Origin of the sequence: Streptomyces sp. NPDC050485, assembly GCF_044458185.1 — a bacterium.
GTDB lineage: Bacteria > Actinomycetota > Actinomycetes > Streptomycetales > Streptomycetaceae > Streptomyces.
Genome location: NZ_JBITHR010000016.1, coordinates 1 through 16,343, shown reverse-complemented (window position 1 = coordinate 16,343; position 16,343 = coordinate 1). Strand labels below are relative to the sequence as shown.

The window sequence follows — 16,343 nt, the reverse complement described above, 5'->3', positions numbered from 1 at the left end:
TTTTCGCTGAGCAGCGTTCCCGAGGGGGCAGGAGGCAGAACCCCCTGCACCCCGACCGGGCCAACTACGTCGTGCGCCGCCGCCTCGCGCCCGGTCGGCGCTCGCTCGGCCGGGTCACGTGCTCGCCCGCCTCCAGCGCCGCATCCCGCCGCGCCGCGCCGAAGTCCGCAAGGGCCTGGGCCAGCTTGTGGACGGAGGGCTCCGGAGCCATGACGTCCACCCGCAGCCCGTGTTCCTCCGCGGTCTTCGCGGTGGCCGGGCCGATGCACGCGATCACCGTCACGTTGTGCGGCTTGCCCGCGATGCCCACCAGGTTGCGCACCGTCGAGGACGAGGTGAAGAGCACCGCGTCGAAGCCGCCGCCCTTGATCGCCTCACGCGTGTCGGCCGGCGGCGGCGAGGCCCGTACCGTCCGGTAGGCCGTGACGTCGTCGACCTCCCAGCCGAGCTCGATCAGGCCCGCCACCAGCGTCTCGGTGGCGATGTCGGCGCGCGGCAGGAAGACGCGGTCGATCGGGTCGAAGACCGGGTCGTAGGGCGGCCAGTCCTCCAGGAGACCGGCGGCCGACTGCTCGCCGCTCGGCACCAGGTCCGGCTTCACGCCGAATTCGATCAGCGATGCCGCCGTCTGCTCGCCGACCGCGGCGACCTTGATGCCCGCGAACGCGCGCGCGTCGAGACCGTACTCCTCGAACTTCTCGCGCACCGCCTTCACCGCGTTGACGCTGGTGAACGCGATCCACTCGTAGCGTCCGGTCACCAGGCCCTTGACCGCGCGCTCCATCTGCTGGGGCGTGCGCGGCGGTTCGACGGCGATCGTCGGCACCTCGTGCGGCACGGCTCCGTACGACCTGAGCTGGTCGGAGAGCGAGGCGGCCTGCTCCTTCGTACGCGGTACGAGCACGCGCCAGCCGAACAGCGGCTTGGACTCGAACCACGACAGCTGGTCGCGCTGAGCAGGGGCACTGCGCTCGCCGACCACGGCTATGACGGCCTGGTGCCCGTCCGGCGAGGGCAGCACCTTCGCCTGCTTGAGCACCTGGGCGACCGTACCGAGCGTCGCGCTCCAGGTCCGCTGCCTGGTCGTGGTGCCGGCGATCGTCACCGACATAGGGGTGTCGGGCTTGCGCCCGGCCGAGACCAGCTCGCCGGCCGCGGCCGCGACGGTCTCCAGGGTGGTGGAGACCACCACCGTCCCGTCGCTCGCGCCGACCTCGGCCCAGCACCGCTCGGAAGCGGTGCGGGCGTCGACGAAGCGCACGTCCGCGCCGGCCGCACCGCGCAGCGGCACACCGGCGTACGCGGGCACGCCGACCGCGGCCGCGACGCCCGGCACCACCTCGAAGGGGATGCCTTCGGAGGCGCAGGCCAGCATCTCGCCGGCGGCGTCGCCGTCCAGGCCGGGGTCGCCGGAGACCGCACGGACGACCCGCCTGCCGGAGCGCGCGGCCTCCATGACAAGATTGGCGGCGTCCCGCAGCACCGGGATCCCGGCGGTTGTTGACGCCTCGTCAACTACCGTCAGCTGGGGCGTGTCCACACCTGCCCGCGCATGCGCGCGAACGACGTCGAGCACTGCGGGCTCGGCGATCAGGACATCGGCCGACGCCAGCGCCTCCACGGCGCGCAGCGTCAGTAGTCCGGGGTCTCCGGGCCCGGCACCGAGGAAGGTGACGTTTCCGGCAGCGGTGGGGTTGGTGGTGGGGCTCAAAGTTCTCGCTCCCCCATAAGACCGGCCGCACCCTTGGCGAGCATCTCGTCCGCGAGTTCGCGTCCAAGAGCCATCGCCTCGTCGTGCGACGTGGGTACGGGACCGGTGGTGGACAGCTGCACCAGCGTTGAACCGTCGGTGGTACCGACGACTCCGCGCAGGCGCATCTCATGAACAGCCTGTCCGTCGGCCAAAAGGTCGGCGAGCGCACCCACAGGTGCACTGCAGCCGGCCTCCAGGGCGGCGAGCAGGGACCGCTCGGCGGTCACGGCGGCCCGGGTGAACGGGTCGTCGAGCTCGGCGAGCGCGGCGGCGAGGTCGGCATTGGCTGCCGCGCACTCGATCGCCAGTGCCCCCTGGCCGGGGGCGGGCAAAACGGTGTCGACCGACAGGAACTCGGTCACCACGTCGATGCGTCCGATGCGGTTGAGCCCGGCGGCGGCCAGGACCACCGCGTCGAGCTCGCCCTTGGTCACGTATCCGACGCGGGTGTCGATGTTGCCGCGGATCGGCACGGTCTCGATCGTCATACCGTGACTGCGGGCGTACGCGTTGAGCTGCGCCATCCGCCGCGGCGAACCGGTGCCGATGCGGGCCCCGGCCGGAAGTTCCGCGAAGGTCAGCCCGTCGCGGGCGACCAGCACATCGCGCGGGTCCTCGCGGACCGGGATGGCGGCCAGCACCAGGTCGGGGTGCTCGGCGGTGGGCAGGTCCTTCAGCGAGTGCACCGCGAAGTCGACCTCGCCGCGCAGCAGCGCCTCGCGCAGCGCGACGACGAACACACCGGTGCCGCCGATCTGCGCGAGGTGCTCGCGGGAGGTGTCCCCGTACGTCGTGATCTCCACCAGCTCGACGGAGCGCCCGGTCAACTGCCGTACGGCGTCGGCCACTTGGCCGGACTGGGCCATGGCGAGCTTGCTGCGCCTGGTCCCGAGCCTCAATGCTTTCTCGGTCATGACCGCCCTCGGTTCTTGACATCGGCGTCGTTCAGATCGGCCCTGGACACGGCGGCCACCGTCTCCGGGTCGAGGTCGAAGAGGGTGCGCAGCGCGTCCGCGTACCCGGCGCCGCCGGGTTCGGCGGCCAGCTGCTTGATCCGCACCGTCGGCGCGTGCAGGAGCTTGTCCACCACGCGGCGCACGGTCTGGGTGACCTCGGCGCGCTGCTTGTCGTCGAGCCCGGGGACCCGGCCCTCAAGGCGGGCGACCTCGCTGGCCACGACCTCGGCGGCCATGGCGCGCAGCGCGACGACGGTGGGCGTGATGTGCGCGGCCCGCTGGGCGGCGCCGAAGGCGGCCACCTCGTCGGAGACGATGGCGCGCACCTGGTCCACATCGGCGGCCATCGGCGCGTCGGCGGACGCCTCGGCGAGCGACTCGATGTCCACGAGCCGCACCCCGGGCACCCGGTGCACGGCGGCGTCGATGTCCCGCGGCATGGCGAGGTCGAGCAGCGCGAGGCGCACGGGCCCGGCCGGTACGGGAACGCCCCGCGCGGCGCGGGAAAGGCGCCGCTGGGTGTTCTCGGCCCAACTGCCGTGCAGCTCAAGGGAGTCGGCGTCGACACCAGGGGTCGCGGCGGCCGCGCCATCGGCCCTGAGCGCCCCGTCCACCACCCCGAACCCGGCCACCGCGGCACCCGCGGCCGCCGTGCCGGAGAAGTCCACGGGGCAGCCCGCGGCAGCGGCGGCGTCCGCCGGCCCGGCCACCGTCAGCTCCTCGCCCACCGCGAAGGCCACGGCCGCGCCGGTGAGCACCAGGCCGGTGGCGCCGGTGCAGGACACCGCCACGTCGACTCGTGTCAGTTCGTGTGCCACATCGGCCATCGCCACCGCGCGCGCGGCCGTGCCCGCCTCGCCGAGGATCTCGACAAGGCGCTCGGCGCGGGCGTGCGTCCGGTTGGCGACGACGATCTCGCTGACGCCGATCCGGCCGAGCGTCGCCGCGGCGAGCGAGGACATCGAACCGGCGCCGATCACCAGCGCCCGCTTGCCCTTGGCCCAGTCCTCGACGGGCTCGCCCGCGGCGATCTGCTCCAGGCCGAAGGTGACGAGCGACTGCCCGGCCCGGTCGATGCCGGTCTCGCTGTGGGCGCGCTTGCCGACCCGCAGCGCCTGTTGGAACAGATCGTTCAACAGGCGTCCGGCGGTGTGCAGTTCCTGCCCGAGCGCGAGGGTGTCCTTGATCTGCCCGAGGATCTGCCCCTCGCCGACGACCATCGAGTCGAGGCCGCAGGCCACCGAGAAGAGGTGGTGGACGGCCCGGTCCTCGTAGTGGACGTACAGATAAGGGGTCAGCTCTTCGAGGCCGACGCCGCTGTGCTGGGCGAGCAGCGTGGAGAGCTCGGCGACGCCGGCGTGGAACTTGTCCACGTCCGCGTACAGCTCGATCCGGTTGCAGGTGGCGAGCACGGCCGCCTCGGCGGCGGGCTCGGCGGCGAGGGTGTCGTGGAGCAGCTTGGCCTGCGCGTCCGTGGAGAGGGAGGCCCGCTCCAGGACGCTCACGGGGGCGCTGCGGTGGCTCAGACCGACGACCAGGAGGCTCATGCCGGCATCACGGCGGGCATGTCCCCGTCCGGTCCCTTCCGGCCATTGCCCACGGCGCCGCGCACCGGCGGCACCACGGCCGCGGCGGCCTCGGCGACGGCCGCTTCCTCACCGGCCTTGCGCTGCTCGTGGAAGGCGAGGATCTGGAGCTCGATGGAGAGGTCGACCTTGCGCACGTCGACGCCCTCGGGCACCGACAGGACCGTCGGCGCGAAGTTGAGGATGGAGGTCACCCCGGCCGCGACCAGCCGGTCGCACACCTGCTGAGCAGCGCCCGCCGGGGTCGCGATGACCCCGATCGAGACCCCGTTCTCGCTGATGATCTTCTCCAGGTCGTCGGTGTGCTGCACCGGCATCCCGGCCACCGGCTTCCCGGCCATCGCGGGGTCGGCGTCTATCAGCGCGGCGACCCGGAAACCGCGGGAGGCGAAGCCGCCGTAGTTGGCGAGCGCGGCGCCGAGGTTGCCGATACCGACGATGACAACCGGCCAGTCCTGGGTCAGCCCCAGTTCCCGGGAGATCTGGTAGACGAGATACTCGACGTCGTACCCGACACCGCGGGTGCCGTACGAGCCCAGGTACGAGAAGTCCTTGCGCAGCTTCGCGGAGTTGACCCCGGCGGCGGCCGCGAGCTCCTCGGAGGAGACCGTCGGCACGGAGCGCTCCGAAAGACCGGTGAGCGCACGCAGGTACAGCGGAAGCCTGGCGACGGTGGCCTCGGGGATTCCTCGGCTTCGGGTCGCCGGTCGGTGAGTTCGGCCAGTTGCCACGGTGCTCCTGCGGGATGAGCGGGGCTGCAGGCGGCCACACGTTCCAGGGCCGCCCCGTCGGATGCAGGCTATGTCTTTGTGAACGCGTGCACAAAGATGGTGTCCGCTTTGTCCGAGCAAAGTGACCGGGCTCACGCGACGTGACGAGCAAATCGCGGAACCGCAGACGGGTTCAGTCCGTTCAGGACCCGAAGGGGGCAAAGCCGCACACTCTCCTCACAGCGATACCCCCGAACCACAGCAAAACGACCATGATGGTAACCGCAACCATCGCGATCCCCATCATCGCGCCGGTCAGCCGTCCACCGCCCGGAACTGCGCCAGGACTCGCTTCAGCCGGCCAGTGCGCCCTTGAGACGGCCCGGATCCACCCGCCAGAAGGTGTGCTGCTCGCCGTCGACCAGCACGACCGGGATCTGCTCCCAGTACTCCTTGTACAGCGCCTCGTCCTGGGTGATGTCCTTCTTCTCCCAGGCCGCACCCGTCTCGGCACACACGGCCTCGATCACCTCCTGTGCGTCGTCGCACAGATGGCAGCCGGGTTTTCCGATGAGCGTGACCATCCGTTCGGCGGCGTTCCGCCCCGGCTGCCTCTTCGTACGTCGCGGCAAGAAACTCATGCCTTCCATTCTCCAACCCCCGCGCCCCCACGCGGACCCATAAGCCCGGATCGTCCGTTTAACACAGCGGCCTCGGAGAGTTCACGCCATGGCATCCCGGCGGGTCGGGTACTTCCGAACAGAATGGCTATGCTCACGACATGGCCGCACTGGGATGGCTCACCCCTCGTAGGCGCTCGGCGACAGCACGCAGCGTGCTGGCCGGCGAGGCCGCAGCCGAGGCAGCCCGCAAGTCCTCGCAGGAACTGGCAGCGCTGGCGAGCGCCGAGGCCGCCGAGAAGCCCTCGGAGCCGGAGTTCCCCGTCGTCGGGGACGACCTCGCCGCCGCGTTCTTCGACCTCGACAACACCGTGATGCAGGGCGCCGCCATCTTCCACTTCGGCCGCGGCCTGTACAAGCGCAAGTTCTTCCAGCGCCGCGAGCTCGCGAGATTCGCCTGGCAGCAGGCCTGGTTCCGACTGGCCGGCGTCGAGGACCCCGAGCACATGCAGGACGCCCGCGACAGCGCGCTGTCCATCGTCAAGGGCCACCGCGTCTCCGAGCTGATGTCGATCGGCGAGGAGATCTACGACGAGTACATGGCCGACCGCATCTGGCCCGGCACCCGCGCCCTCGCCCAGGCCCACCTCGACGCCGGCCAGAAGGTCTGGCTGGTGACGGCCGCCCCGGTCGAGACCGCCACGATCATCGCCCGCCGCCTCGGCCTGACCGGCGCGCTCGGCACCGTCGCCGAGTCCGTCGACGGCGTCTATACGGGACGCCTGGTGGGCGAGCCCCTGCACGGCCCCGCCAAGGCCGAGGCGGTCCGCGCGCTGGCCGCCGCCGAGGGGCTCGACCTGTCGCGCTGCGCCGCGTACAGCGATTCGCACAACGACATCCCGATGCTCTCGCTCGTCGGCCACCCCTACGCCATCAACCCGGACGCCAAACTCCGCAAACACGCCCGCGCCCGCGAGTGGCGCCTGCGCGACTACCGCACCGGCCGCAAGGCCGCGAAGGTCGGCATTCCGGCCGCCGCCGGTGTCGGCGCCCTCGCGGGCGGCACGGCCGCCGCCGTCGCCCTGCACCGCCGCCGACGGTAGTCGGCCGCCCCAATATTCGATTGCGGGGGTTTCACCCCCATCCCCCTTGGCCCGTCTGCCCCGTTGACGACACCCGGGCACAACAGATCCCCATCACGGACAGATCCCGAAGCAATTCGATCAACTTCTGCTCACGATGTGCGACTTGAACAGACGCATAGACGTAACAGAAGCGACGGAATCGACGATTTGAGCAACTGGGTGTAGCGCTCCCTGCACGAAGCGTTATTCTCCTCAGACGCAATCCGGAACCCGCACATCGCCACGATGGGTGAACGGTTCCGCACTGCACGTGATGGAAGCTCTGCCTCTGGGAGTCCCGTGTACCCACACGTCGGGGTTGACGCCTCGGGCCTGGCTACGCTGCGCGGGGCGGTCGTCGACCGCCTGCGCGTATTCGTCCCCACCGCGTACGCCGGCGCCCCTGCCTTCGCCACCGCAACACCCGTCGGGCCCTGCTACGCCCTGGCCGACGGTGGTGCCGCAGTCGGTAGACGGAGCGGCGGCCGCAGCACGGGCACGTCCGCGACGCCCACCGCCCGCCGGCCCACCGCCGACAGCGACAGCGCCCGCATGATGGATCTCGTCGAACGCGCCCAGGCCGGCGAGGCCGACGCCTTCGGCCGGCTCTACGACCAGTACAGCGACACGGTCTACCGCTACATCTACTACCGCGTCGGCGGCAAGGCGACCGCCGAGGACCTCACCAGCGAGACGTTCCTGCGCGCCCTGCGCCGGATCTCCACCTTCACCTGGCAGGGCCGCGACTTCGGCGCCTGGCTGGTCACGATCGCGCGCAACCTGGTCGCCGACCACTTCAAGTCGAGCCGTTTCCGGCTCGAAGTGACCACCGGCGAAATGCTCGACGCCAACGAGGTCGAGCGCTCCCCGGAGGACTCCGTCCTGGAGTCCCTCTCCAACGCCGCCCTGCTCGAAGCCGTGCGCAAGCTCAATCCCCAGCAGCAGGAGTGCGTCACCCTGCGCTTCCTCCAGGGCCTCTCGGTCGCCGAGACCGCCCGCGTCATGGGCAAGAACGAGGGTGCGATCAAAACCCTCCAGTACCGGGCCGTGCGCACCCTCGCCCGGCTCCTCCCGGACGACGCCCGATGACCCGCCCCGCCTCCGCCCGGACGACACCGGCCGACCCGCCCGGGGCGGGCCCAACTCACCTTCGGTGAGCTCCTGATGACGCTGTGGTCCGATCATCTTCCGTCCGTAACCCAAGTGCCGCGTCCGTCGTTGTGCGGAATGAAGGCTCCCTGTGGTCACGCCATGTCCACAGCCGCTCACTCGATCGTGTGGATGTGGTCAAGGCGTGCAACCTTCCAGGCCCCTTGGGGAGTCGACCGTGATGACGAGAGGAGGTGCCGCCAGTGATCGCGAACGTATCGGCGCACCGGCGGGCGAACGCCTTCGCCCAGGCCCTGGAAGAAGCCTCGGCGGCCGACCAGGAGACACCCGAGACCGGCGGGGCCGAACAGGCCGACACCGGCAGGATGTTGACCCTGGCGGGTGGGCTCGGCGAACTGCCGAAACCGGAGATGGACCCGCAGGTCAAGGTGGAGCAGCGGGCGCTGCTCATGGCCGAGATGGAGCGGATGTTCGCCGGCGGCGGTGCCGCCGACCCTCAGGTGCCCGAGCAGCGGACCGGCCGCGGCGCCCACCGGGCGGCGTCGCTCCGGAAATTGCGACCCCGCTCCCGCTGGTCCAAGGGCATCGCGGCGGGCGGACTCAGCATCGGTGTGGCCGCGGGCGCGTTCAGCGGCGTGGCCGCTGCCAGTTCCGACGCCCTTCCCGGTGATTCCCTGTACGGGCTGAAACGCGGCATGGAAGACCTCAAGCTCGGCATGGCCGACGACGACGCCGCCCGGGGCGAGCTCTACCTCGACCAGGCGTCCACCCGGCTCTCCGAGGCGCGCCGCCTCATGGAGCGGGGCCGCGCGGGCGACCTCGACCACGAGCAGCTCGGGGAGGTCCGCCGGGCGCTCAGCGGCATGGAGCACGACGCCTCCGAGGGCCACCGCCTGCTGCACGACGCGTATGCGCGGGACGGCTCCATCGGCCCCATCGCGGCGCTGAACTCCTTCGCCGAGGCGCACCGCGACAGCTGGAGCAAGCTGCGCGGCAAGCTGCCGACCCAGTTGAACGACGTGGGCAACAAGGTGAGCTCGGTCTTCGCCGCCATAGACCAGGAGGTCGAGCCGCTGCAGTCGATGCTGCCCAGGACGTCGTCCACCACGCGCGGCCGGACGGACTCGTCGCACCCCGGCGGCTCCTCCGGCAACAGCCAGCCGTCCACCCCGTCCTCGGCCGCCTCGTCCGGCCACGGCACGCCCGGCACCAGCGACAAGCCGCGGCCCTCCGGCTCCCCGTCGAACGGCGGGCTGCTCGGCGGCAACACGGGCGGCCTGTTCGAGCCGGGCACCGGGGGCATCACCCCCGCCCAGCCCGGCCATCCCGGCAAGCCCCCGGTCCCGGACGTCACCCTGCCCCCGCTGCTGCCGGGCCTGCTACCGGGCCTGGGCATCGACGCGGACAAGGCGGAGTAGGTACGGAGGGTTACGCACGGAAGGTTACGCACGGAGGGCCGGGGAAACCCGGCCCTCCGTCGATTCCGTCCCCCGCCCACGCCCAGAGCCGGCGCGCAGCGGAACGCTCAGAAAAACACGGACCTCCGCTGCACCAGCAGCTTGTACAGCGTGTGCTGGATCTGCTCCCGCACCTGGTCCGTCAGGTTGAACACCAGCATCGGGTCCTCCGCCGCCTCCGGCGGATACCCGTCCGTGGGAATCGGCTCGCCGAACTGGATCGTCCACTTCGTCGGCAGCGGCACCAGACCCATCGGCCCGAGCCACGGGAACGTCGGCGTGATCGGGAAGTACGGGAAGCCGAGCAGCCGGGCCACCGTCTTGGCGTTCCCGATCATCGGGTAGATCTCCTCGGCCCCGACGATCGAGCACGGCACGATGGGCGTGCCCGTCTTCAGCGCGGTCGACACGAACCCGCCCCGCCCGAACCGCTGCAACTTGTACCGCTCGCCGAACGGCTTGCCGATGCCCTTGAAGCCCTCCGGCATCACCCCGACGACCTCGCCCCGCTCAAGCAGCGCCTGGGCGTCCTCCGAGCAGGCCAGGGTGTGCCCGGCCTTGCGGGCCAGTTCGTTGACGACCGGCAGCATGAACACCAAGTCGGCCGCGAGCAGCCGCAGATGGCGCCCGGCCGGATGGTGGTCGTGGACGGCGACCTGCATCATCAGCCCGTCCAGCGGCAGCGTCCCGGAGTGGTTGGCGACGACGAGCGCCCCGCCCTCGGCCGGGATGTTCTCGACGCCCTTCACCTCCACCCGGAAGTACTTGTCGTAGAACGGCCGCAGGATCGACATCAGGACCTGGTCGGTGAGCTCCTTGTCGTAGCCGAACTCATCGACGTCGTACTCGCCGGTGATCCGCCGCCGCAGGAACGACAGGCCGCCCGCGATGCGCCGGTCCCAGCCGCCGCGCTGCTCCTCGGGGGCCGCCGCAGCGGCCCCGGGTGCCTCCTCGACGGGCTCCTGCGCCCCCGGCAGGGCACTGACCGGGGCCGCGGGCCTGTCGAGCGGCTGGGCCACGGGGTCGGCCTTGCGGCGGCCCGGGGCCGGGCGCCTGCGGCCGGTGCGCTGCGCGCTCTGCCGCGAGCGGTCGTCGTCGAACGGGATGACCTTGGCATCCGCCATCGTTGGTGCGCTCCTCATTCCGCGTTCGAAGGGGTGGCGTGGGCGAGGGCCGCGCCGGGGAAGGGCGCGAACGGCAGCGCCGACACCCGGTCCACCGCCCTGGCCAGCGAGTCCGGCGGCAGCAGCCCCGGGCCCCGGCTGCGCGCGAAGTCCGCGAAGGTCTCGGCCGTCGTGTACTTGGGCTCGTACCCCAGCGTCTCGCGCATCTGGGCCGTGCTGACCACCCTGCCGTGCGTGAGCAAACGAATCTGCTCCGGCGAGAAATCGGTCACCCCGACCGTCCTGAGCGCCGTGCCGACCCAGCGGACCGCCGGCAGCAGCACCGGCACCGTGGGCCGCCCGAGCCGCCGCGAGCACTGCGACAACAAAAGCACGCCCTCCCCCGCCACGTTGAAGGTCCCGCTGTTGAGCGTGGCGCGCCGCGGCTCGCCCGAGGCGATCCGCAGCACGTCGATCACATCGTCCTCGTGGACGAACTGGAGCCGCGGGTCGTAGCCGAACACCGTCGGAAGCACCGGCAGCGAGAAGTATTCGGCGAGCGGCGAGTCGGCGCTGGGACCCAGGATGTTCGCGAAGCGCAGCACGCACACCGCCACATCGGGCCGCCTGCGCGCGAATCCGCGCACATATCCCTCGACCTCGACCGCGTCCTTCGCGAAGCCCCCGCTGGGCAGCGACTTCGGCGGCGTCGTCTCCGTGAACACCGCGGGATCACGCGGCGCCGACCCGTACACGCTCGTACTGGACTTCACCACGAGCCGCTTGACCGCCGGCGACTTCTGACAGGCGCCGAGCAGCTGCATGGTGCCGATGACGTTGGTTTCCTTGACCGTGGCACGCCCGCCGCCGGAGCTCAGCGGCGTCCCGGTCACATCCATGTGCACCACGGTGTCCACACCGTGCTCGGCGAGCACTCTCGCTATCGCCGGCTGGCGGATGTCCGCCCGTACGAAATCGGCACCACCCAAATGGTGCCCCGGCCGGACCACATCGACCCCGATCACCCGGTCCACCTCCGGGTCCCGCTGGATCCGCCGCACCAGGCGACCGCCCAGCTGCCGGGCCACTCCGGTGACGAGCACGACCTTCCCCAAGATCAGCGCCTTCCTTCGGCCTTCGGTACGCCCCTGCACCCTCTGCGCCACCGTAGCGGCTGGATGTTGCGCGGCGATGACCACGTACCGGCGCTTGGCCGAGAAACTGCCTCCGCGAACGCCGCAGCCCTCCCACCGACAATGCGGCGGGAGGGCTGCGAATTCACGAACAGCGCTCGCTTACTTCTTGTTGCGACGCTGAACGCGCGTGCGCTTGAGCAGCTTGCGGTGCTTCTTCTTGGCCATCCGCTTGCGCCGCTTCTTGATAACAGAGCCCACGACTACCCTCGCTCACTTCTTCTCACTCGGTGCGGGGCGTCTGGGCCCACACGACCTACGTCGGCCTAGCCTACCTGCCGCTGAGTGAGGGGCGTAATCCGAGGGGAGCGGGGAGCCCCCTCAGGCCGTCTCCACCCCCACAAAGGACTCGCGGAGGTACTCCTGAACTGCCTGTTCCGGAACCCGGAAGGACCTGCCCACCCGGATCGCCGGCAGATGACCGCTGTGCACCAAGCGGTACACGGTCATCTTTGACACTCGCATCACCGAGGCGACTTCCGCCACGGTAAGGAACACGACCTCGTTGAGAGGCCTCTGGTCTGCAGCCATGACCCACCTGTACCTTCCGCACCCAACGCGCACCGGCTTCCCCTCCGGTGACTCAACGTCGCTGTGCGCTCACTCCCCAGACTAGGGGCGGGTGGTGCGAGTGGGGAAGAGGAGCTGCCATCGGCCGCCTACTGTGACAGACACGCTCGATTGAGTACATAGCGAGTAAGCGGCCGGTAGTAATCGGACCGCACAGCGTCATCAAGCGGAACGGCCACGGACACCCGCCCCTCGGCCTCGCCGACGAACAGCGCCGGGTCGTCGGTGTCGGCGAGCCCGACCGCCTCGATGCCCAGCTGACCTGCCCCGCAGACCCATCCGTGATCTCCGATCACAAGGTCCGGGACCCGCCCAGAGCCCCCCGCCGCGACCCCCAGCGCGACCCGAACCGGGAGCGGTGAATGGGTGTGCGCACCGGGCTCGCCCCCGGCTCCCCGCGCCCCGGGTTCCCGCACCAGCGCGACTCCCCGTACGTAGTCAAGGTTGTACGTACGTACCCCGAACCGGGTCGTTATGTCGACAGAGCTACCCTGCGCGGGGGTGAGGACAGGACATCCCGCCGCCGACAAAGCGTCCGCCAGCGCGGCGTAGAACCCGAGCAGCCGGTGCGGATGCCCGGTCCCGAGCAGCACCGCACCCCGATGCGAGGCGACCGCCCCGAGCCGCGCCGCGAAGGCGTCCAGCCCGGCCAGTGTCCGCTCCGGATCGATGGCATCGGGCCCGCTGACGTACCGCGGGTCGTCGCTCACCCCGCACTTGTCCGCCATCAGCCGCAGCAAGTCCCGCTCGCCCCAGCCCCATTCGGGATCAAGACCGAGGGTGACCCGCGGATCCCGGGCCGCGAACAGCCGGTAACTCCGCAGACTCTCCTCCCGAGAGGTGGCCACGGGCCCAGCCAGCCTGGCCGCCAGAAGATGCGCCCGCAGCGCCCCGGTACTCAACACGCAACGATGCTCCCGCAGAAACGAACCATCCGCGTCAAAACCCCGGGCAGGACGCACAGTTGGCGTAACAGGACGCCCCCTACGCCAACAGCCCCCGCAACGGAAACGCCGCCCGCCGAGTGGCGAGCACCGCCTGGTCGAGCCGGTCCGCAGGGTCGTACCCCGCATCCCACCCCCGCCACGACACGACCCGCCCATCCGTCATCCGCCCCGGCCCCAACTGCCGCGTACGCGCGAAGACTTCATCCCGCCAGGACGCCGGAATCACCGACTCCGGGTCGATCGGCGCATGCCCCGCGATCCCCACCAGATGCGTCCAGGACCGCGGCACCACGTCCACCACCGCATACCCCCCGCCGCCGAGCGCGAGCCACTTCGCCCCCTCGACGTACTCGTGCGCCAGCTCATGGCAGGCGGCCTGCACCGCCCGCTGCGCGTCCAGCGAAACGGCCAGATGGGCGAGCGGATCCTCGAAGTGCGTATCGGCCCCGTGCTGGGTGACGAGCACCTGCGGCCGGAAGTCGGCGATCAGCTCCGGCACCACGGCGTGGAAGGCCCGCAGCCACCCCGCGTCGCCGGTCCCGGCCGGCAGCGCGAGATTGACGGCACCGCCCTCGCCCGGCCCGTCCGCACCGGTCTCCTCCGGCCACCCGGTCCCGGGGAACAGCATCCGGGGATGCTCGTGCAGCGAGACCGTCAGTACCCTCGGGTCCTCCCAGAACGCCGCCTGCACCCCGTCCCCGTGATGCACATCGACATCCACGTACGCGACCCGCTCGGCGCCCAGCTCAAGCAGCCGCGCGATCGCGAGCGCGGCGTCGTTGTAGATGCAGAACCCGGCGGCCCCGCCCGGCATCGCATGGTGCAGCCCGCCCGCGAAGTTCACCGCGTGCGCCGCCTCCCCCGCCCACAACGCCTCGGCGGCGGCGACCGACTGCCCGGCGATCAGCGCGGAGGCCTCGTGCATCCCGGCGAACGCGGGATCGTCCACCGTCCCGAGTCCGTACGAGATGTCCGCGGCCCGCGGGTTCGCGGAGGCCGCCCGCACCGCGTCGACGTAGTCCTCGCGGTGCACGAGCCGCAGCGTGGAGTCCCCGGCCGGCGGCGCGGCCACCACGTCCAGCTGCTTGTCGAGCCCGTACGCCCGCACCAGACCCATGGTCAGCGCGAGTCGCACCGGGTCCATCGGATGGCTCGGTCCGAAGTCGTAGCGCGTGACAGCTTCATCCCACATCAACAGTGCGCGGCCGCTCATGCCCGCCACCGTATCGGGCGGCCTCGGAGCCAAACGATCGGGCGTACACCAGCGTCAGCAGCACCAGAACCATCGGCACGAGCATCGCCCCCCGGTAGCTCCAGGCGTCGCCGAGCGCACCGACGAGCGGCGAGCCGACGAGGAACCCCACGTAATTGAAGACGTTGAGCCGGGCGACCGCGGCATCACTGGCGCCCGGGAACAGCCGCCCGGCCGCGGCGAACGTCTGCGGCACGATCACACACAGCCCGAACCCGAGCAGCGTGAACCCGGCCATCCCCATCCAGGGCCCGGACGCGGCTGCCACCACGGCGAACCCGGCCGCCGCCAGCACCGTCCCCAGCCGCACCACCGCCACCGCCCCGAACCGCCGCACCCCGAAGTCCCCCGCGGCCCGCCCGAGCAGCGTGGTCACCATGTAGACGTTGTACGGAACGGTCGACAGCTGCTCGGAGCTGCCCAGCGTGTCCTGGAGGTACTTCGCGCTCCAGTTGGAGACGGTCGAGTCCCCGATGTACGCGAAGCTCATCACCAGGCACAGCGGCAGCAGCAGCCGGAAGACAACGGGCTTCGCCCCGGGGGCCCCCTCCGCCGCGTCGACGGCCGGCTGCCCGTCGACGTACCACCGGCTGGCCACCAGGCACACCGGCAGCAGCACGGCCACGACCGGCAGATACGACACGAGCAGCGGCAGCTGCCAGTGCGCCCCCACCCAGGCGAGCGAGGCGCCGCCGATCCCCCCGAGGCTGTACGAGGCGTGGAACCCCAGCATGATGCTGCGCCCGTACGTCCGCTGGAGGCTGACCCCCAGCATGTTCATGGACGCGTCGAGCGCCCCCACCGAGAGCCCGAACGCGCCGAGCGACAGCGCGGCCTGCCACATCCGGTCGCCCGCCCCGGCCCCGAGCAGCGCCAGGAGCACCGCGGGCTGGGCGAACCGCAGCACCGCGCTCGGCCGGACCCGCTTGACCAACTGCTCGGTGCAGACGCTGCCGACCCCCGCGAGGATCGGCACGGCCGCGAGGAAGACGGGCAGCAGCCCGTCGGAGATGCCGTACCGCTCCTGGATCGCGGGTATGCGGGTCACCAGGAGGGCGAAGGCCATGCCCTGCGCGAAGAAACTCACCGCCAGGGACGCCCTGCCGTGCCGCAGGCGTGCGTCTGTCATGGCCGCACAGCCTAGGGCGGCTACTTACTCCTGGGTAGATGGATCACGCGAGCAATCCGAGCAGCTGCCCCATGTCGTCGAAGTACCCGTCGGCCCCCGCGAGCCGCTCGGCGGGCGTCATCGCGGTGAACCCGTACACGGCCATCCCCGCGGCCCGCGCGGCCTCGACCCCGAGCCGACTGTCCTCGACCACGACGCACCGCTCGGGCGCGACCCCCATCCGCTCGGCCGCGTGCAGGAACAGATCCGGCGCCGGCTTCCCCCGCCCGACATCCTCCGAGGAGAACACCCACTCCTCCTCGAACCACTCGTCAAGCCCGGTTCTGCGGTGCCCCACCCGGATCCGCTCATGAGTGCCGGACGACGCCACGCAGTACGGCACCCCGTCCACGACCAGCTTCCCGAGTACGTCGGTGACACCGGCGACGGGCTGCAGCTCCCGCTCGAAAGCGGCGAAGACCCGGGCGTGCAGCGTCTCGTCGAAATCGGCGGGCAGCGACTCCCCGGTCCGCTCCTTGATCAGATCGTGTACGCGGTGAACGGCGGCCCCCATGTAATCGCGGAGGGATTCCTCGTACGAGGTGGGATGACCGAGCTCCGTGAGATACCCGGCCAGGATGGTGTTGGAGAGGGGCTCGCTGTCCACGAGCACGCCGTCGTTGTCGAAGATGATGAGGTCATAACGCATGACTCGACCTTAAACGCAGAAAAGCCCCGCACCGTGGTCCCGAAGGATCCTGGTGCGGGGCTTTCCCCAAAATTTGTTCGGCGGCGTCCTACTCTCCCACAGGGTCCCCCCTGCAGTACCATCGGCGCTGAAAGGCTTAGCTTCC

The 16,343-nt window shown here is 70.9% G+C and carries 16 protein-coding genes; 3 read left to right on the top strand and 13 right to left on the bottom strand.

Annotated features, from left to right (window positions below):
* Window positions 1–64: 64 nt before the first annotated feature.
* From ACIBK6_RS28330 to ACIBK6_RS28310, 5 genes are all read right to left on the bottom strand, one after another.
* The gene (locus tag ACIBK6_RS28330; protein WP_399054223.1) at window positions 65–1,711 is read right to left on the bottom strand and encodes a uroporphyrinogen-III synthase; all 1,647 of its coding nucleotides are present in this window, start codon (window positions 1,709–1,711) and stop codon (window positions 65–67) included.
* Window positions 1,708–2,667, bottom strand: coding sequence for a hydroxymethylbilane synthase (gene hemC / locus ACIBK6_RS28325; RefSeq protein ID WP_399054222.1), 960 nt, complete (start codon window positions 2,665–2,667; stop codon window positions 1,708–1,710). Before hemC ends, ACIBK6_RS28330 begins: the two co-directional genes overlap by 4 nt.
* Window positions 2,664–4,256: a glutamyl-tRNA reductase gene (locus ACIBK6_RS28320; RefSeq protein WP_399054221.1), complete on the bottom strand. Its 1,593-nt coding sequence runs from the start codon at window positions 4,254–4,256 to the stop codon at window positions 2,664–2,666. The genes hemC and ACIBK6_RS28320 overlap by 4 nt, the downstream gene beginning before the upstream one ends.
* Window positions 4,253–5,026 (bottom strand): redox-sensing transcriptional repressor Rex, encoded by a 774-nt coding sequence (locus ACIBK6_RS28315; RefSeq protein ID WP_399054220.1) that lies wholly within the window; start codon window positions 5,024–5,026, stop codon window positions 4,253–4,255. The genes ACIBK6_RS28320 and ACIBK6_RS28315 overlap by 4 nt, the downstream gene beginning before the upstream one ends.
* A gap of 332 nt (window positions 5,027–5,358) precedes the next feature.
* Window positions 5,359–5,646 (bottom strand): glutaredoxin family protein, encoded by a 288-nt coding sequence (locus tag ACIBK6_RS28310; RefSeq protein WP_399054219.1) that lies wholly within the window; start codon window positions 5,644–5,646, stop codon window positions 5,359–5,361.
* A gap of 140 nt (window positions 5,647–5,786) precedes the next feature.
* Between ACIBK6_RS28310 and ACIBK6_RS28305 the strand changes: the two genes are divergently transcribed.
* The 3 genes from ACIBK6_RS28305 to ACIBK6_RS28295 all read left to right on the top strand — a co-directional run bounded on the left by ACIBK6_RS28305 (window position 5,787) and on the right by ACIBK6_RS28295 (window position 9,277).
* Window positions 5,787–6,728, top strand: coding sequence for an HAD family hydrolase (locus ACIBK6_RS28305; protein WP_399054218.1), 942 nt, complete (start codon window positions 5,787–5,789; stop codon window positions 6,726–6,728).
* 321 nt (window positions 6,729–7,049) lie between these two features.
* Window positions 7,050–7,838 (top strand): ECF subfamily RNA polymerase sigma factor, BldN family, encoded by a 789-nt coding sequence (locus tag ACIBK6_RS28300; protein ID WP_053724590.1) that lies wholly within the window; start codon window positions 7,050–7,052, stop codon window positions 7,836–7,838.
* Window positions 7,839–8,101: 263 nt separating this feature from the next.
* A complete protein-coding gene (locus ACIBK6_RS28295; RefSeq protein WP_399054217.1) occupies window positions 8,102–9,277 on the top strand; it encodes a DUF5667 domain-containing protein in 1,176 nt (391 codons plus the stop codon).
* 107 nt (window positions 9,278–9,384) lie between these two features.
* Here the strand turns inward: ACIBK6_RS28295 and ACIBK6_RS28290 are convergent, their stop codons facing one another.
* The 8 genes from ACIBK6_RS28290 to ACIBK6_RS28255 all read right to left on the bottom strand — a co-directional run bounded on the left by ACIBK6_RS28290 (window position 9,385) and on the right by ACIBK6_RS28255 (window position 16,198).
* Window positions 9,385–10,440 (bottom strand): lysophospholipid acyltransferase family protein, encoded by a 1,056-nt coding sequence (locus ACIBK6_RS28290; RefSeq protein WP_399054216.1) that lies wholly within the window; start codon window positions 10,438–10,440, stop codon window positions 9,385–9,387.
* Between the two features lie 14 nt (window positions 10,441–10,454).
* Entirely contained in the window at window positions 10,455–11,534 is a 1,080-nt protein-coding gene (locus tag ACIBK6_RS28285) for an NAD-dependent epimerase/dehydratase family protein (protein WP_399054215.1), read from the bottom strand.
* A 180-nt stretch (window positions 11,535–11,714) separates the two neighbouring features.
* The gene (locus ACIBK6_RS28280) at window positions 11,715–11,813 is read right to left on the bottom strand and encodes a 30S ribosomal protein bS22 (protein WP_003948845.1); all 99 of its coding nucleotides are present in this window, start codon (window positions 11,811–11,813) and stop codon (window positions 11,715–11,717) included.
* Between the two features lie 120 nt (window positions 11,814–11,933).
* Window positions 11,934–12,143 (bottom strand): helix-turn-helix domain-containing protein, encoded by a 210-nt coding sequence (locus ACIBK6_RS28275; RefSeq protein ID WP_159047648.1) that lies wholly within the window; start codon window positions 12,141–12,143, stop codon window positions 11,934–11,936.
* 128 nt (window positions 12,144–12,271) lie between these two features.
* Window positions 12,272–13,087: a phosphatase gene (locus tag ACIBK6_RS28270; RefSeq protein ID WP_399054214.1), complete on the bottom strand. Its 816-nt coding sequence runs from the start codon at window positions 13,085–13,087 to the stop codon at window positions 12,272–12,274.
* A 79-nt stretch (window positions 13,088–13,166) separates the two neighbouring features.
* The gene (locus tag ACIBK6_RS28265; protein ID WP_399054213.1) at window positions 13,167–14,342 is read right to left on the bottom strand and encodes an acetoin utilization protein AcuC; all 1,176 of its coding nucleotides are present in this window, start codon (window positions 14,340–14,342) and stop codon (window positions 13,167–13,169) included.
* A complete protein-coding gene (locus ACIBK6_RS28260) occupies window positions 14,311–15,510 on the bottom strand; it encodes an MFS transporter (protein WP_399054212.1) in 1,200 nt (399 codons plus the stop codon). Before ACIBK6_RS28260 ends, ACIBK6_RS28265 begins: the two co-directional genes overlap by 32 nt.
* 43 nt (window positions 15,511–15,553) lie before the next feature.
* The gene (locus ACIBK6_RS28255) at window positions 15,554–16,198 is read right to left on the bottom strand and encodes an HAD family hydrolase (protein ID WP_399054210.1); all 645 of its coding nucleotides are present in this window, start codon (window positions 16,196–16,198) and stop codon (window positions 15,554–15,556) included.
* Between the last annotated feature and the right edge of the window lie 145 nt (window positions 16,199–16,343).